This is a genomic window from Pseudomonas sp. 43mfcvi1.1, assembly GCF_900115935.1.
GTDB lineage: Bacteria > Pseudomonadota > Gammaproteobacteria > Pseudomonadales > Pseudomonadaceae > Aquipseudomonas > Aquipseudomonas bijieensis.
The window spans coordinates 102,488-118,611 of sequence record NZ_UETT01000003.1; the positions used below are offsets into that span (position 1 = coordinate 102,488).

Sequence of the window (16,124 nt, forward strand, 5' to 3'; positions counted from 1 at the left end):
CAGAGCCTAGCACTTAGCCTTGCAACGCACTGAGCGTCAGGTCCAGGCATTGCCGCGCCTTGGTCACCAACTCATCGATCTCGGCCTTGCTGATTACCAGTGGCGGCGCAATGATCATGGTGTCACCCACCGCGCGCATGATCAGCCCGTTATCGAAACAGAACTGCCGGCAGATCATGCCCACGCCCTTGCCTTCGTAGCGCTTGCGCGTGGCCTTGTCCTGGACCAGTTCGATCGCACCCAGCAAACCGACCCCGCGCACTTCACCCACCAGCGGATGATCGTTCAGCTCCCGCAAACGCTTCTGCAAATAGGGTGCCGTTTCAGCATGGACACGCTCGATGATCTTTTCGTCGCGCAGGATGCGGATATTTTCCAAGGCCACCGCAGCGGCCACCGGGTGACCGGAATAGGTAAACCCGTGGTTGAAGTCACCGCCTTCGTTGAGCACCGCGACCACGTCGTCGCGCACGATCAGGCCGCCCATGGGGATATAGCCGGAGGTCAGGCCCTTGGCGATGGTCATCATGTGCGGTTTCAACCCGTAGTGATCGGTACCGAACCACTCACCGGTACGGCCGAACCCGCAGATCACTTCGTCGGCCACGAACAGGATGTCGTACTTGGCGAGGATTTCCTTCATGCGCGGCCAGTAGCTGTCGGGCGGCACGATCACGCCGCCGGCACCCTGGATCGGCTCGGCGATGAAGGCACCGACGTTGTCCACGCCGATCTCCAGGATCTTTTCTTCCAACTGGTTGGCCGCCCAGACGCCGAACTCTTCGGGGCTCATGTCGCCGCCTTCACCGAACCAGTAGGGTTGGGCGATGTGGACAATGCCCGGGATCGGCAGGTCGCCCTGTTCGTGCATATAGGTCATGCCGCCCAGGCTCGCGCCGGCCACGGTCGAGCCGTGATAACCGTTCTTGCGGCTGATGATGACTTTTTTGTTCGGCTGGCCCTTGATTGCCCAATAGTGGCGGACCATCCGTAGCATGGTGTCGTTGCCTTCGGAGCCGGAGCCGGTGAAGAACACGTGATTCATGCCTTCAGGGGCGATGTCGGCGATGGCTTTGGACAATTCCAGCACCGGCGGGTGAGCGGTCTGGAAGAACAGGTTGTAGTACGGCAGCTCGCGCATCTGCTGGCTGGCGGCATCGGCCAGTTCTTCGCGACCGTAACCGACGGCCACGCACCAGAGCCCGGCCATGCCGTCGAGGATCTTGTTGCCTTCACTGTCCCAGAGATACACGCCTTTGGCGTGAGTGATGATGCGCGGGCCTTTCTCTTTGAGCTGCTTGAAGTCGCTGAACGGCGCCAGGTGGTGATCGTTGCTCAGGGCCTGCCATTCACGGGTTTGCGGGTTATTGCGGGTCATGCCAATTCTCCTGTTATCGGTGGGGGCGAAGCTGCCTCAGGCAGCTCCGCCCGGCGCTTCAGACGGCAAAGAGCAGGAATTCCCGCTCCCACGAACTGATCACGCGCTTGAAGTTTTCATGCTCGGCCCGCTTGACCGCGACGTAGCCTGTGATGAATTTCTTGCCCAGGTATTTCTCGATGGTGGTGCTGTTTTCCATGCGTTCCAGAGCGTCTTCGATGGTCAGCGGCAAACGCAGGTTGCGGCGTTCGTAGCCTCGGCCCACCACCGGCGCGCTCGGGTTGATGCCTTCGACCATGCCGATGAAGCCACACAGCAGGCTGGCGGCAATCGCCAGGTACGGGTTGGCATCGGCGCCCGGCAAGCGGTTTTCCACCCGACGGTTCTGCGGCCCGGCATCCGGCACGCGCAGGCCCACGGTGCGGTTCTCTTCGCCCCACTCCACGTTCACCGGTGCCGAGGTGTCGGGCAGGAAGCGGCGGAACGAGTTGACGTTGGGGGCGAACAGCGGCAACAGCTCGGGAATGAACTTCTGCAGGCCACCGATGTGGTGCAGGAACAGATCGCTCATGGTCCCGTCGTCATTGGAGAAGACGTTCTTGCCGGTTTCCTTGTCGATGATGCTCTGGTGCAAGTGCATCGCGCTGCCCGGCTCGCCGGTCATGGGCTTGGCCATGAAGGTGGCCGCCACGTCATGCTTGAGCGCCGCCTCGCGCATGGTGCGCTTGAACACCAGGATCTGGTCGGCCAGGGACAGGGCATCGCCATGACGGAAGTTGATTTCCATCTGCGCCGTACCGTCCTCGTGGATCAAGGTATCGAGGTCCAGCTCCTGCAATTCGCACCAGTCATAGACGTCTTCGAACAGCGGGTCGAATTCGTTGGCCGCTTCGATCGAGAAAGACTGACGACCGGTTTCCGGGCGGCCGGAACGGCCAATGGGCGGTTGCAGCGGAAAGTCCGGGTCGTCGCTGCGCTTGGTCAGGTAGAACTCCATTTCCGGCGCGACGATCGGCTGCCAACCCTTGTCGGCGTAGAGCTTGAGCACCTTCTTGAGCACGTTGCGCGGCGACAGCTCGATGGGATTGCCCTGCTTGTCGTAGGCGTCGTGAATGACCTGGGCGGTGGGCTCGATGGCCCAGGGCACAAGGAACACTGCGTTCTCGTCCGGGCGACAGATCATGTCGATGTCGGCTGGGTCGAGCAGTTCGTAATAGATGTCGTCTTCGACATAGTCGCCCGTAACGGTCTGGAGCAGAACGCTCTCGGGCAGGCGCATGCCTTTCTCGGCGATGAACTTGTTGGTCGGCGAGATCTTGCCCCGGGTGATACCGGTCAGGTCGCCAATCATGCATTCGACTTCTGTGATCTTATGGTCTTTCAACCAATCGGTGAGCTGGTCGAGGTTGTTACTCATAAATGCCTCTAGGCGTGAGTTTCCTGACTGCTATTAGTCGTCAGGCGTTGTTTGACGCATCGGCGTCGCGTTGTGTTGCCCTTGCTCGGCAGGCATCGCCAAATGCCTGGAAAATCGCAAGGTAGTGCGGGTTAGAGCTTACCTCCCATTCAGGGTGCCATTGCACACCTAAAGCAAAAGCCTTGCCTCCTGGCACCGAAACAGCCTCGATCAGGCCATCGGGCGCCACCGCTTCGGCCCGTAACCCGGGCGCCAGCCGCTCGATGCCCTGGCTGTGGATCGAGTTGACCTCTATCAGTTGGGGCAGACCCAGGCCTGCCAGTACACCGCCGGGCTGGATATGCACGGCGTGGGCAGGACCGTATTGGACATCCACCGCTTGAGTGTCGTCTTCACGATGATCGATGAAGGTTCCGACTTCATGAACTTTCTGATGCAGGCTGCCGCCAAAGGCTACGTTCATCTCCTGGAACCCACGGCAGATGCCCAGCACCGGAATGCCGGCAGCGACAGCGGTGCGGATCAGCGGCAAGGTGGTGGCATCCCGTGCAGGATCATGAGCAGTGCCCGGCGCGCTGGCGGGGCCCTGATAATGAAAAGGTTCTACATTAGAAGGAGAGCCGGTAAAAAGAATGCCGTCCAGGGCGTCCAGAATATCGGACGGCGTGAACAGATCCGCCAGGGACGGAATCAGCGCTGGCAAGCCCTTGGCGGCTGTCGCGACAGCCCGGGAATATTTATCGCCACTGATGTGATACGCATGCAGACCAATCTGCCTGGAGCAGGTGGTGACGCCGATTAACGGCAGGCGAGACATGAAGCACCCCGGTATTATTGCTGTTATGGGTTTGAATCGAGCTTAGCCTTGTTCATTTTTTTACACAACACCCCCGTAAAAAATACAACACGGCCCGCTCAAGCCTGCGGGCGCCAAGCCCGACAAAGGGGAAAAAACGCCCTAAATTGCCTCAAAAAAGCCCCACAGGTGCTTTTTTAGGGCAAAAAAGGCCCTGCTTGACTTCGGCATGCCGTTCGGGTTGACTGGGTTTCGAAGAGATCAATGATTGATATTTTTAACAACAAAGGTGTTGCATCATGTCGGTACCCCCGCGTGCCGTTCAGCTTAACGAAGCGAACGCGTTCCTTAAGGAACATCCTGAGGTTCTGTACGTTGACCTTCTGATTGCGGATATGAATGGTGTGGTGCGCGGCAAGCGCATAGAACGCACCAGCCTCCACAAGGTTTACGAGAAAGGCATCAACCTGCCGGCCTCCTTATTTGCCCTGGATATCAATGGCTCTACGGTGGAAAGCACCGGCCTGGGCCTGGACATCGGCGATGCTGACCGAATCTGCTATCCAATCCCTGACACCCTGTGCAACGAGCCTTGGCAGAAGCGCCCCACCGCGCAACTGTTGATGACCATGCACGAACTCGAAGGCGAGCCTTTCTTCGCCGACCCGCGTGAAGTCCTGCGCCAGGTCGTGACCAAGTTCGATGAACTGGGCCTGACCATCTGCGCCGCATTCGAGCTGGAGTTCTACCTGATCGACCAGGAGAACGTGAATGGACGCCCACAACCGCCCCGCTCGCCGATCTCCGGCAAACGCCCGCACTCGACACAGGTCTACCTGATCGATGACCTCGACGAATACGTCGATTGCCTCCAGGACATTCTGGAAGGGGCCAAGGAGCAAGGCATTCCCGCCGACGCCATCGTCAAGGAAAGTGCCCCGGCGCAGTTCGAAGTGAACCTGCACCACGTGGCCGACCCGATCAAGGCCTGCGACTACGCGGTCCTGCTCAAGCGCCTGATCAAGAACATCGCCTACGACCATGAAATGGACACCACCTTCATGGCCAAGCCGTATCCGGGCCAGGCGGGCAATGGTCTGCACGTCCACATTTCGATCCTGGATAAAGAGGGCAAGAATATTTTTGCCAGCGAGGATCCCGAGCAGAACGCCGCACTGCGTCACGCGATCGGCGGTGTGCTCGAGACCCTGCCCGCGCAGATGGCTTTCCTCTGCCCGAATGTCAACTCCTACCGTCGTTTCGGCGCACAGTTCTACGTGCCGAACTCGCCGACCTGGGGCCTGGACAACCGCACCGTGGCCTTGCGCGTTCCTACCGGCTCGGCCGATGCCGTGCGCCTGGAACATCGCGTTGCCGGCGCCGACGCCAACCCGTACCTGCTGATGGCCTCCGTGTTGGCGGGCGTGCATCACGGCCTGGTCAACAAGATCGAGCCCGGTGCGCCGGTGGAAGGCAACAGCTACGAGCAGAACGAGCAAAGCCTGCCGAACAACTTGCGCGATGCCCTGCGCGAGCTGGACGACAGCGAAGTCATGGCCAAGTACATCGACCCGAAATACATCGATATCTTCGTGGCCTGCAAGGAGAGTGAGCTGGAGGAGTTCGAACACTCCATCTCCGACCTTGAGTACAACTGGTACCTGCATACCGTGTAAGCGGTTGCGGTAAAAAGAAACGCCGCAGGCCTTATGGCCTGCGGCGTTTTTTTATGTATTTGGGTGAATGGCCGCCTTCGGCGGATCGCGAGCAAGCTCAGCTCCCACAGGGGTTCTTTGTGATCATTTGACCTGATTCACAATGTATTGCTCTATGGGAGCAAGGCTTGCCCGCGATGAGGGCTCGGCAGACAACACAGAAATCGACTCGTACAATGCCCGGCAGCCCCGCAGGAGAGCTTCATGACACGCATCGCCACACCCCGCAAACCCCGCGCACGCAGCCAGGCCCGGATCGACACCATTCTGGATGCCGCCCGTGCGCTGCTTGCCGCCGAAGGCGTGGCCAGCCTGTCGATCTACAGCGTCGCCGAGCGCGCCGGGATCCCGCCCTCTTCCGTGTACCACTTCTTCGCCAGCGTCCCGGCCCTGCTCGAAGCCCTGACCGCCGACGTCCACGCCGCCTTTCGCGCCTGCCTGCAAGCACCGATCGACCATGCCGCGCTGAACCATTGGCACGACCTGTCACGGCTGGTGGAGCAGCGCGTGCTGACCATCTACAGCCAGGACGCCGCCGCCCGCCAATTGATCCTGACCCAGCATGGCCTGACCGAAGTCACCCAGGCCGACCGTCAGCATGACCTCGAACTGGGCGCCCTGATGCATAAGGTTTTCGACCACCATTTCGAGCTGCCAAGCCTGCCCGGCGACGTCGACGTGTTCGCCCTGGCCATGGAGCTGGGCGACCGTGTCTATGCGCGCTCGGTACAACAACACGGCCAGATCACCCCGCGCATGGCCGAAGAAGGCATGCGGGTGTTCGATGCGTACCTGGGGCTGTATCTGCCACCGTATTTGCCCAAGCGCCCTGATTGATCGTTCCCACCCAGAGCGCGGGAACGAAAAAGCCCCGAAGGGCTCACGCCGTCCGGGGCTGTGGGTGGAGCATCGCTCACAACTTGGCGATAGACACCTCGGTGGATTTGACGAAGGCGATCACTTCGCTGCCGATCGCCAGCTCCAGCTCTTTGACCGAGCGTGTGGTGATGACCGAAGTGACGATGCCCGAAGCGGTCTGCACATCGATTTCCGACAGCACGTCGCCTTCGACGATTTCCTTGATGGTGCCTTTGAACTGGTTGCGTACGTTGATGGCTTTAATAGTCATGGTGTCGATTCCTGTCTGGATGAAGTTATTGCGCCCAACGCAGTTGCGTGGGCAAGGGTGAAACGGGTTCGGGTTCCGGCGGTTGGCCGGGCAAGGACAGCACTCGGTTGAGGACTTCGGTTTCCAGGCTCGCCAGGCGATGAGAGCCGCGAACCCGTGGGCGTGGCAGGTCGATAGCCAGGTCGAGGCCGATCTGGCCGTCCTCGATCAGGACCACCCGGTCGGCAATCGCCACCGCCTCGCTGACGTCGTGGGTCACCAGCAACACGGTGAAGCCATGCTGCTGCCAGAGGTTTTCGATCAGTTGCTGCATTTCGATACGGGTCAGGGCGTCCAGCGCCCCCAAGGGTTCGTCGAGCAGCAACAGGCGTGGCTGATGAATCAGCGCACGGGCCAGGGCCACCCGCTGTTTCTGTCCGCCGGAAAGCGCCGCCGGCCACTCATGGGCGCGGTCGGCCAAACCCACCGCTTCCAGTGCTTGCAACGCTTGGGGACGCCAGTTGCCCTTTAGCCCGAGGCCGACGTTATCGATGATTTTTTTCCAGGGCAGCAATCGCGCTTCCTGGAACATCAACCGCGTGTCCTGTTGCGCGGCACTCAACGGTGCCGAACCCGCCAGCAATTGGCCGTCGGTGGGTTGATCGAGGCCGGCCAGCAAGCGCAGCAAAGTACTTTTGCCACAGCCACTGCGACCAACCACGGCCACGAACTGCCCGGCCGGGATATGCAGGTCGATGTCACGCAGCACTTGGCGCGAGCCGAAGGTTTTTTGCAGCTTGCGCACCGCCAGCGGAATGCCTCGCAGCAGGCGCGGAGGTTGTTGGGCGGTCATGCGGCACCTCCCTTGTTCACTTGATACGCCGGATGCCAGCGCAGCCAGACTCGCTCAAGCCCGCGGGCGGCAAGATCGGCCAATTTGCCCAGCACGGCGTACAGGAGAATCGCCAGCACTACCACATCGGTCTGCAGGAACTCCCGGGCATTCATCGCCAGATAACCAATACCGGAACTGGCCGAGATGGTTTCCGCCACGATCAGCGTCAGCCACATGAAGCCCAGGGCAAACCGCACGCCCACCAGGATCGAAGGCAAGGCGCCCGGCAGGATCACTTGGCGAAACAGGCTGAAGCCGGACAAGCCATAGCTGCGGGACATTTCCACCAGCGCCGGATCGACGTTGCGAATCCCGTGATAGGTGTTGAGGTAGATGGGAAACAGCGTGCCCAGCGCCACCAGGAAAATCTTCGCCGACTCATCGATGCCGAACCACAGGATCACCAGCGGAATCAGCGCCAGGTGCGGGACGTTCCGGACCATTTGCACGGAGCTGTCCAGCAAGCGTTCGCCCCATTTCGACAAGCCGGTGATAAAGCCCAGGGTAAGGCCGATGCCGCCGCCAATCAGGAAACCGACCGCGGCCCGCCAGCCGCTGATGGCCAGGTGCGTCCAGATTTCGCCACTGCGCACCAGGTTCACCCCAGCTTCGATCACCGCCACGGGTGCCGGCAGGATCCGCGTGGATAACCAACCCGCCGACACCGACAGTTGCCAAACCGCCAGCAATAGCAGCGGCACCGCCCAGGGCGCGAGATTGTGGATAATTTTCTTCATGGCCGCCTCAGCTCTGGGACGCGGCTTTGGGAAGAATATCGTTGGCGACCATTTCACCGAACGGGCTCACATAGCCCTGGCTCTTCGGCAACTCCGGGCGCTCCACGTCCAGGTGCGGGAACAACAGTTCCGCCACGCGATAGGACTCTTCCAGGTGTGGATAACCGGAGAAGATGAAGGTATCGATGCCAAGGTCGGCGTATTCCTTGACCCGCGCCGCCACGGTCGGGCCATCACCCACCAACGCCGTTCCGGCACCGCCGCGCACCAGGCCGACACCGGCCCAGAGGTTGGGACTGACTTCCAGCTTGTCGCGACTGCCACCATGCAAGGCGGCCATGCGTTGCTGGCCCACCGAATCGAAGCGCGCCAGGGAGGCCTGGGCGCGGGCGATGGTGTCGTCGTCCAGGTGAGAGATCAGCCGGTCGGCCGCTTGCCAGGCTTCGGCGTTGGTTTCCCGCACGATCACATGCAGACGGATGCCGAAGCGTACGGTACGGCCGAGCTTCGCGGCCTTGGCCCGCACTTGTTCGATCTTTTGCGCGACGGCTGCGGGTGGCTCGCCCCAGGTCAGCACCATTTCCACCTGTTCGGCGGCCAGGTCCTGGGCAGCTTCCGACGAGCCGCCGAAATACAACGGCGGACGCGGTTGCTGGATCGGCGGATAGAGCAGCTTGGCGCCCTTCACGCTGATGTGCTCACCGTCATAATCCACAGTCTCGCCTTCCAGCACCCGGCGCCAGATGCGGGTGAATTCCACTGACGCCTGGTAGCGTTGCTCGTGGTCCAGGAACAAGCCGTCGCCAGCCAGTTCGTCCGGGTCGCCGCCAGTCACCAGGTTGAACAGCGCACGTCCGCCGGACAGCCGGTCGAGGGTCGCGGCCTGGCGCGCCGCCACCGTCGGGGAAATGATCCCGGGGCGCAGGGCAACGAGGAACTTCAGGCGCTGGGTCACCGGAATCAACGAAGCGGCCACCAGCCAGGAATCCTCGCAGGAACGCCCGGTGGGAATCAGCACGCCGCCGAAACCCAGTCGATCCGCCGCCTGGGCGACCTGCTGCAGGTAGCCGTGATCGACGGCGCGGGCGCCTTCAGCGGTGCCAAGGTAATGGCCGTCGCCGTGGGTAGGCAGGAACCAGAAAATATTGAGGCTCATGGAGTGGTCTCCTAAGGAATCGAATTACTGCGCTTTCGCAACGGCCGCCGGCGGCGTCCAGATCACGTCCTTGATGCTCAAGGGCTTGGGAATCAATTTGAGCTGGTAGAAGCTGTCGGCGATTTTCTGCTGCGCCGCCACCACTTCCGGCGTGAGGAACAACGCCCCATAGCCTTGGCGTTTCACCGACGTCAGGGTGATGTCCGCCGGTAGGCCGAGCAGTGGCGATACCTGCTTGGTCACGTCTTCAGGGTTGGCCTTGGACCACTCCCCCACTGCGCGCACTTCTTCCACCAGCGTCGTGATGACCTGGGGATTTTTTTGCGCATAGGGTTTGGTGGCGAGATAGAACTGGTGGTTATCGACGATGCCTTTGCCATCACGCAGGGTGCGTGCCTGCAACTGTTGTTCAGCGGCAGCCTGGTACGGATCCCAGATCACCCAGGCGTCCACGCTGCCACGTTCGAATGCGGCGCGGGCGTCGGCCGGCGGCAGGAAAACGGTCTGGATGTCGGAATACTTGAGGCCGGCATCCTCCAGCGCCCGCACTAACAGGTAGTGGACGTTGGAGCCTTTGTTCAACGCGACTTTCTTGCCCTTGAGGTCTTGCACCGACTGGATCGCCGACCCCTTGGGCACCAGGATCGCCTCGCTGGTAGGCGCTGGCGGTTCGTAGGCGACGTAGAGCAGATCAGCGCCTGCGGCTTGGGCAAATACCGGCGGGGTTTCACCGGTCACGCCGAAGTCGATGGAACCGACGTTCAAGCCTTCCAGCAGCTGCGGACCGCCGGGGAATTCAGTCCATTGCACATCCACGCCTTGGGCGGCGAGACGTTTTTCCAATGAGCCCTTGGCCTTGAGCAGCACCAGGGTGCCGTACTTCTGATAACCGATCCGCAAGGTTTCGGCTTGGGCTTGGGTGATGACGCCGAGGGACACAGCCGCAGCAAACAGAGCGACCAGCCCGCGACGCAAAATGACAGTGCGCATGGCGCCTCTCCTTTTTGCTGTGGGGTTTTGGCTGCACCTGCTTGGCCGTTGGCGGCTGAGTAAGGTGAGTGAATCAGTGGTGTTCCGGGTTCAAATGCTCCAGCGAGCACTCAACAAACGTTCGTTCAATACACTGGGGTCCAGCGGCCTGGGCCGACGGGCCATGGCGCTGAAAAACTGTTCCAGCGCTTCGTCCAGGCGCTGTTGCAGGGCCGGCGCCAACTGCGCCTGGGCGCTGCCTTCGCCATAAGCGATCTGGCTGTCTTCGGCAAAGATCCCGTGGAGCATTTCCTGGGCCTTGAGCGCCGACAACACTGGCTTGAGGGCGTAATCCACCGCCAGCATGTGGGCGATGCTGCCGCCGGTTGCCATCGGCAACACCACTTTATGGGCCAGGGCGCGCTCAGGCAGCAAGTCCAGCACGGTCTTCAGCGCACCGGAAAAAGACGCCTTGTACACCGGCGTGGCGATCAACAGGCCGTCGGCATTTTCGATTTGCTGGAGCAGATCGACCACCTTCGGGCTATCGAAACGGGCATGAAGCAGATCTTCGGCCGGGAAATCGCGCACCTGATAGCTCACCACCTCCACACCTTGCTGCTGCAACCAGCGTTGCGAGCGCTCCAGCAGCACCCCGGAGCGGGAGCGTTGGCTGGGACTGCCACCAAGTGAGACGACCAACATGCCTACCATTCCTTAACTGTCACGTGCGATTCGCGGCGGGCGATCTCGCTGCATGGGTCAAACCATAACAGGGGATTCATATATCTTTAAATCATATTTATTCATTTGGTTATTCGATATGGAGATATATAAATTGCCTTATTCAAGGCATTAAAAAAGGCCGTCGGAACGGCCAAAACCCTTGGTGCACAGAAATCCCTTTGTGGGAGCGAGCCTGCTCGCGATGGCGTCGGATCTGCCAGCAGCGATGTCGACTGATAGACCACTATCGCGAGCAGGCTCGCTCCCACAGGTTCAGGTTTTGCGTCAGCGATTGGGCTGCGGGGTGAGGCGCAGGTAGGGCTTCACGGCGCGGTAGCCCTTGGGAAAGCGCTGCTTGAGTTCCTCTTCATCCTTGAGCGACGGCACGATCACCACTTCATCACCGTCCTGCCAGTTGGCCGGGGTGGCGACTTTGTAGTTATCGGTCAGTTGCAGGGAATCGATCACGCGCAGGATTTCGTTGAAATTGCGCCCGGTGCTGGCCGGGTAGGTGATGGTCAGGCGAATCTTCTTGTTCGGATCGATCACGAACAGTGAACGCACGGTCAAGGTGTCGCTGGCGTTGGGGTGGATCAAGTCGTACAGGTCCGACACCTTGCGGTCGGCATCAGCCAGGATCGGAAAATTGACCACGGCGTTCTGGGTCTCGTTAATGTCCTCGATCCACTTGTGGTGCGAGTCCACCGGGTCCACCGAAAGAGCAATGGCCTTGACCCCGCGCTGGGCGAATTCGTCCTTGAGCTTGGCGGTCAGGCCCAGCTCGGTGGTGCATACCGGCGTGAAGTCCGCCGGGTGGGAAAACAGCACACCCCAGCTGTCGCCGAGCCATTCGTGGAAGCGAATCTTGCCGGCGCTGGAATCCTGTTCGAAGTCGGGGGCGATGTCGCCAAGTCTGAGGCTCATGGTGCGGCTCCTGGATGAGGTTGTTGTGAGCCCAACTTTGCACCGGTTTTGATTGCTTTAAAAAGAATAAATATCCATTTATCTAGATCTTTAGTGAATATAAAAAACTGTTCACTGGCACCATTCCGCATACCGGCCCAAGATCGATTCCGAGGTTTCGAGAAGGCCTCGAGTTGCTGAAAGAGGAGAAGTTTCGAGGAAGGCTACAGGGGTGGGCCCGACTCGAAAACGTAAAAGCCCCGCCCGGCTTGTTGCCGGGCGGGGCTTTTTTTGTTTTGTACCCACACTACGGAAATTATTGAGGCGATTTCAGGACGAGCGGCTAGGATAGGCAGGATGAACACTCAAGCCTTGCTGACTCATCTGCAAAACCATCTCCCTGGACTGCTGGCGGTTTACCTGTTCGGTAGCCATGCACAGGGCACCGCTGGGCCTGACAGTGATGTCGATTTGGCTGTGCTCTTGTCCGGCGAAGTTGATCCTGTGTCGTTATGGCAACTTTCAGGTGATTTGGCGGATATCGCCGGCAGTCCGGTGGATCTGATCGATCTACGCGCGGCAACGACCGTCATGCAATACCAGATCGTGACCCGAGGCCAGAGACTCTGGGCCAGAGACGTACAGGCGGGATTGTTCGAGTGTTTCATTCTCAGCGAAAAAACCGCTCTCGATGAAGCTCGGGCGGGATTGCTCAAGGATATTCAGGAAGAAGGCAGCGTGTATGGCCGATGACGTACTGATCAATAAAGCCGCCAGTATCGAACGTTGCGTCGCCAGGGTACGGGAGGAATACGAGAAGGATCCCGCTACGTTTGCCACCGACTTCACTCGCCAGGATTCGGCAGTCCTGAACATTCAGCGTGCGTGTGAAGCGGCACTGGATATGGGACAGCATTTGATTCGCCGTGAACGACTGGGTGTCCCGCAAAGTGCCCGCGATACATTCGAGTTGCTTTTCCAAGGGGGCTGGATGCAAGAGGGTCTGGTGAAAAACCTGAAGAACATGGTGGGTTTCAGGAATATCGCCGTGCATGACTACCAAGCCCTGCAACTGCCGATCATGGTCGCGATCATCACCGGACATCTGGATGATTTTCTAGCGTTCAGCGCATTCATTCTGCGTAAGGACGCGCTGGAGTCCAAGGTATAAAGCGAGCTCCGGCTCGTTGAGCCAAAAACGCAAAAGCCCCGCCCGGCGTGCTGCCGGGCGGGGCTTTTTTTACTTCGCTACGTCTTACATGAAGTTGTAAGTGTAGTTGAAGATCAGGCGGGTCTGATCCTGGCTGTCGCCTGCACCGCTACTACGGTAGGTACCCTGACGCAGGGTAGTGCCGAAGCCTTTCAACGCGCCCTGCTGGATTACGTAATCCACACGCATGTCGCGTTCCCACTCGGAGTAATCGCTTGCGCCGTTGGCGGTTTTGACGTCGTCACCACGCAGATAGGCAACCGAGGCCTTCAGGCCTGGAACGCCCAAGGAAGCGAAGTCATAGGAGTATTGGCCGAAGGTGGTGTTTTCACCTGCGCGGACAAACCCGTTGATCATGCTGTCGGTGAACAGGTAGAAGCTCGCGCCGCCGGCACCTTCGGGACGACCGTTGCCGTTAACCACGCTGCCCTGGTTCAGGTATACGAAGCCACCGTCATCACCGACTTGCTGGTGACCCAGCAGGAAGGCGCTGCCGCCGAGGGTGTAAGTGAACATGGCGCTCCAGGTCTTGTTATCGACCTCGCCCGCATGCTTGGCATAACCGCCGTTGTTGTTGAACCGATAACCCGCGTCGCCGTTGCGACCATCGGAACTGCTGTCGAAGTAACGCAGGTCCGTCTTGAAGGATTGACCTTCGCTGATCGGGAAAACATGCACCGCGCCCAGGAAGTGTTGCTTGTAGTAATCCTGCAGGTTGGCGTAGTAGTACTGCAGCGTCAGGTCTTTGGTGACCTTCCAGTCAGCACCGCCAAAGCGGAACTGGTTGCTGTCCTGGGTACCGCCCGCCACTGCCAGGCCGGTGCTGTTGCTCGATGCACGACCTGTGGCGTGTTCCAACTGACCAGCGTTGAAAGTGACGCTGTCGATTTCCTTGGAGGTGATGGTGCCACCTTCAAAGGTTTGCGGCAGCAGACGGCTGTCGTTGGAAACCAGGATCGGCAGGTTAGGCGCCAGGGCACCGCCCAGGTGGGCCTCGGTCTTGGAGAAAAGCGCCTTTACGTTACCGGACAGACGGCTCCAATCATGTACCGCCGAACCATCCGTATCAGCTGGCATATAGGAACCGTTGTTACGGCCACGACCGCCATCGAGACGAATACCAACCAGTGCCTGAGCGTCGATACCGAAACCCACGACACCTTGCGTGAAGCCGGACTTGTAGTCGAACTTGAGGCCGGTGCCCGTTTCGCGCAGATCCTCGCTACCCGTTTCATGGTTGTCGTTATTGAAATACAACGTACGAGAACTGACAGACGCTTTGCTGTCTTCGATAAAACCAGCGGCGCCTGCCTGCTGCGCCAAAACCCCAACGGCCACAGCCAGGGCCAAGGTGGACTTCTTCATGCTTCGCTCCTCTCGTTTTCTAATTCTTGTGTGTCTTTGGTTCCGGATCGAACGCCCGGATTCCGCGGATGCGCGATTAGCGCCAGACCGTGACTGACAAGTCAATCGTAACCATTTGTGAGTACGACTATGGTCTAACCCCCACTGCACCGGTCCGCAGGATAATGGATTCTCTATAATTCCAAAAAGAATTGTTTCAACAGTTTTCAGCTCTTTTCGACATATGGTTGCCATCAAAGCGTCATCAAGCCGAGACAAGGCTTATCGGCGCCGTTGAGGAATCCTGAAGCGTGTTTCGTCGCAACGGTGGTCAGGCGTACCAACGCTCGTACATGCCGCGATCTTGAGCCCTCCCAGACTAGTCGCTCATTGTCTGAAATCAAGAAGACCGCGGCAGCACGGGTTTTTAGACGGGTCGCTCAGAGCGCTTTTTCGAAGATCTTCGAATTACGCTGATAGTTGTAGAGCGACGCCCGCGCGGCCGGCAGACGGTCGACGCTGCTGGGCTCGAAACCGCGTTCGCGGAACCAGTGGGCAGTCCGGGTCGTCAGTACGAACAGCGTCTTGAGCCCTTGGGCGCGGGCCCGGGTTTCGATCCGTTCCAGCAGCTCATCGCCCCGGCCACCGTGGCGGTACTCCGGGTTCACTGCCAGGCAGGCCAGCTCCCCGGCATCCGAATCGGCGATCTGGTACAGCGCCGCACAGGCGATGATCATGCCTTCGCGTTCGACCACGCTGAACTGTTCGATCTCGCGCTCCAGCACTTCGCGGGAGCGACGCACCAGGATCCCCTGCTCTTCCAGCGGGCTGATCAGGTCCAGCAGCCCGCCGACATCCTCAATGGCCGCTTCGCGTACCACTTCGAATTGCTCCTGGGCCACCAGCGTACCGCTGCCATCGCGGGTGAACAGCTCAGCCAGCAGCGCACCGTCCTCGGCATAACTGACGATATGGCTGCGCGCGACACCGCCACGACAGGCCTGGGCCGCCGCATCCAGCAGTTCGGCCTGATAGTCGCTACCCAAGCGCTGCATATGGCCCGGAACCTGTTGCGGACGCAATTCGCGAACCAGCCGCCCGTCCTCACCGATAAGCCCCTGCTCGGCCCCGAACAGCAGCAGCTTGTCGGCCGCCAGGTCGATGGCCGCCCGGGTGGCGACGTCTTCGCAGGCGAGGTTGAAGATCTCCCCGGTGGGTGAATATCCCAACGGCGACAGCAGCACGATGGAGCGTTCGTCCAAAAGGCGATTGATGCCCTTGCGATCGACCCGGCGCACTTCACCGGTGTGGTGATAATCCACGCCTTCGAGCACACCAATGGGACGTGCGGTGACCAGGTTGCCGCTGGCGACCCGCAGCCGCGAGCCCTGCATGGGCGAGGACGCCATGTCCATGGACAGGCGTGCCTCGATGGCGATGCGCAACTGGCCGACCGCATCGATCACGCATTCCAGTGTGGCGGCATCGGTGATGCGCATGCCGTGGTGATAATGGGGCGTCAGCCCCCGTGCAGCGAGGCGGGCCTCGATCTGCGGGCGCGAACCGTGGACCAGCACCAGGCGCACGCCGAGGCTGTGCAGCAGCACCAGGTCATGGACGATATTGCCGAAGTTAGGGTGTTCCACCCCGTCGCCGGGCAGCATGACGATGAAGGTGCAATCGCGGTGGGCGTTGATGTAGGGCGAAGCGTGACGAAGCCAATTGACGTATTCGGGCATGAACCTGGACCTGTAATAAATAACAGCCAAA

Annotated in this window: 16 protein-coding genes; 4 read left to right on the forward strand and 12 right to left on the reverse strand. The window is 60.1% G+C overall.

Annotation, left to right across the window (positions count from 1 at the left end):
- Nucleotides 1–13 precede the first annotated feature (13 nt).
- From DTP52_RS06545 to DTP52_RS06555, 3 genes are read right to left on the reverse strand one after another with little or no spacing between them, the layout of a single operon-like run.
- Complete coding sequence (locus tag DTP52_RS06545; RefSeq protein ID WP_014340744.1) at nt 14–1,378, reverse strand: aspartate aminotransferase family protein; 1,365 nt, start codon at nt 1,376–1,378, stop codon at nt 14–16.
- Nucleotides 1,379–1,436: 58 nt separating this feature from the next.
- The gene (locus tag DTP52_RS06550) at nt 1,437–2,795 is read right to left on the reverse strand and encodes a glutamine synthetase family protein (RefSeq protein ID WP_109752532.1); all 1,359 of its coding nucleotides are present in this window, start codon (nt 2,793–2,795) and stop codon (nt 1,437–1,439) included.
- 40 nt (nt 2,796–2,835) lie between these two features.
- Entirely contained in the window at nt 2,836–3,612 is a 777-nt protein-coding gene (locus DTP52_RS06555; RefSeq protein ID WP_109752534.1) for a gamma-glutamyl-gamma-aminobutyrate hydrolase family protein, read from the reverse strand.
- A 278-nt stretch (nt 3,613–3,890) separates the two neighbouring features.
- Here DTP52_RS06555 and DTP52_RS06560 point away from each other — a divergent pair, with 278 nt between their 5' ends.
- Both DTP52_RS06560 and DTP52_RS06565 read left to right on the forward strand, forming a co-directional pair.
- The gene (locus DTP52_RS06560) at nt 3,891–5,267 is read left to right on the forward strand and encodes a glutamine synthetase family protein (RefSeq protein ID WP_109752536.1); all 1,377 of its coding nucleotides are present in this window, start codon (nt 3,891–3,893) and stop codon (nt 5,265–5,267) included.
- Nucleotides 5,268–5,510: 243 nt separating this feature from the next.
- Entirely contained in the window at nt 5,511–6,143 is a 633-nt protein-coding gene (locus DTP52_RS06565; RefSeq protein ID WP_109752538.1) for a TetR/AcrR family transcriptional regulator, read from the forward strand.
- Nucleotides 6,144–6,219: 76 nt separating this feature from the next.
- Here the strand turns inward: DTP52_RS06565 and DTP52_RS06570 are convergent, their stop codons facing one another.
- The 7 genes from DTP52_RS06570 to DTP52_RS06600 form a co-directional block, all read right to left on the reverse strand.
- Nucleotides 6,220–6,435 carry a molybdopterin-binding protein gene (locus DTP52_RS06570; RefSeq protein WP_003177394.1) on the reverse strand — a complete coding sequence of 72 codons (216 nt, stop codon included), beginning with the start codon at nt 6,433–6,435 and terminating at the stop codon, nt 6,220–6,222.
- A gap of 25 nt (nt 6,436–6,460) precedes the next feature.
- Entirely contained in the window at nt 6,461–7,267 is an 807-nt protein-coding gene (ssuB, locus tag DTP52_RS06575) for an aliphatic sulfonates ABC transporter ATP-binding protein (RefSeq protein WP_109752540.1), read from the reverse strand.
- Nucleotides 7,264–8,046: an aliphatic sulfonate ABC transporter permease SsuC gene (gene ssuC / locus DTP52_RS06580; RefSeq protein ID WP_109752542.1), complete on the reverse strand. Its 783-nt coding sequence runs from the start codon at nt 8,044–8,046 to the stop codon at nt 7,264–7,266. Before ssuC ends, ssuB begins: the two co-directional genes overlap by 4 nt.
- Nucleotides 8,047–8,053: 7 nt before the next feature.
- Nucleotides 8,054–9,202, reverse strand: coding sequence for an FMNH2-dependent alkanesulfonate monooxygenase (gene ssuD / locus DTP52_RS06585; protein WP_109752544.1), 1,149 nt, complete (start codon nt 9,200–9,202; stop codon nt 8,054–8,056).
- A 24-nt stretch (nt 9,203–9,226) separates the two neighbouring features.
- Nucleotides 9,227–10,192 (reverse strand): sulfonate ABC transporter substrate-binding protein, encoded by a 966-nt coding sequence (locus DTP52_RS06590; RefSeq protein WP_109752546.1) that lies wholly within the window; start codon nt 10,190–10,192, stop codon nt 9,227–9,229.
- 90 nt (nt 10,193–10,282) lie between these two features.
- Nucleotides 10,283–10,876 carry an NADPH-dependent FMN reductase gene (ssuE, locus tag DTP52_RS06595; RefSeq protein ID WP_063323891.1) on the reverse strand — a complete coding sequence of 198 codons (594 nt, stop codon included), beginning with the start codon at nt 10,874–10,876 and terminating at the stop codon, nt 10,283–10,285.
- 306 nt (nt 10,877–11,182) lie between these two features.
- Nucleotides 11,183–11,821 carry a peroxiredoxin gene (locus DTP52_RS06600; RefSeq protein ID WP_024617266.1) on the reverse strand — a complete coding sequence of 213 codons (639 nt, stop codon included), beginning with the start codon at nt 11,819–11,821 and terminating at the stop codon, nt 11,183–11,185.
- A gap of 336 nt (nt 11,822–12,157) precedes the next feature.
- Between DTP52_RS06600 and DTP52_RS06605 the strand changes: the two genes are divergently transcribed.
- The gene (locus DTP52_RS06605; RefSeq protein WP_109752548.1) at nt 12,158–12,553 is read left to right on the forward strand and encodes a nucleotidyltransferase domain-containing protein; all 396 of its coding nucleotides are present in this window, start codon (nt 12,158–12,160) and stop codon (nt 12,551–12,553) included.
- Nucleotides 12,543–12,971 carry a DUF86 domain-containing protein gene (locus tag DTP52_RS06610; RefSeq protein WP_109752550.1) on the forward strand — a complete coding sequence of 143 codons (429 nt, stop codon included), beginning with the start codon at nt 12,543–12,545 and terminating at the stop codon, nt 12,969–12,971. The genes DTP52_RS06605 and DTP52_RS06610 overlap by 11 nt, the downstream gene beginning before the upstream one ends.
- Before the next feature lie 84 nt (nt 12,972–13,055).
- Here the strand turns inward: DTP52_RS06610 and DTP52_RS06615 are convergent, their stop codons facing one another.
- Together DTP52_RS06615 and argA are read right to left on the reverse strand one after the other, a co-directional pair.
- Nucleotides 13,056–14,375 carry an OprD family porin gene (locus DTP52_RS06615; protein WP_109752552.1) on the reverse strand — a complete coding sequence of 440 codons (1,320 nt, stop codon included), beginning with the start codon at nt 14,373–14,375 and terminating at the stop codon, nt 13,056–13,058.
- Nucleotides 14,376–14,794: 419 nt separating this feature from the next.
- Entirely contained in the window at nt 14,795–16,093 is a 1,299-nt protein-coding gene (gene argA / locus DTP52_RS06620) for an amino-acid N-acetyltransferase (RefSeq protein ID WP_109752554.1), read from the reverse strand.
- Between the last annotated feature and the right edge of the window lie 31 nt (nt 16,094–16,124).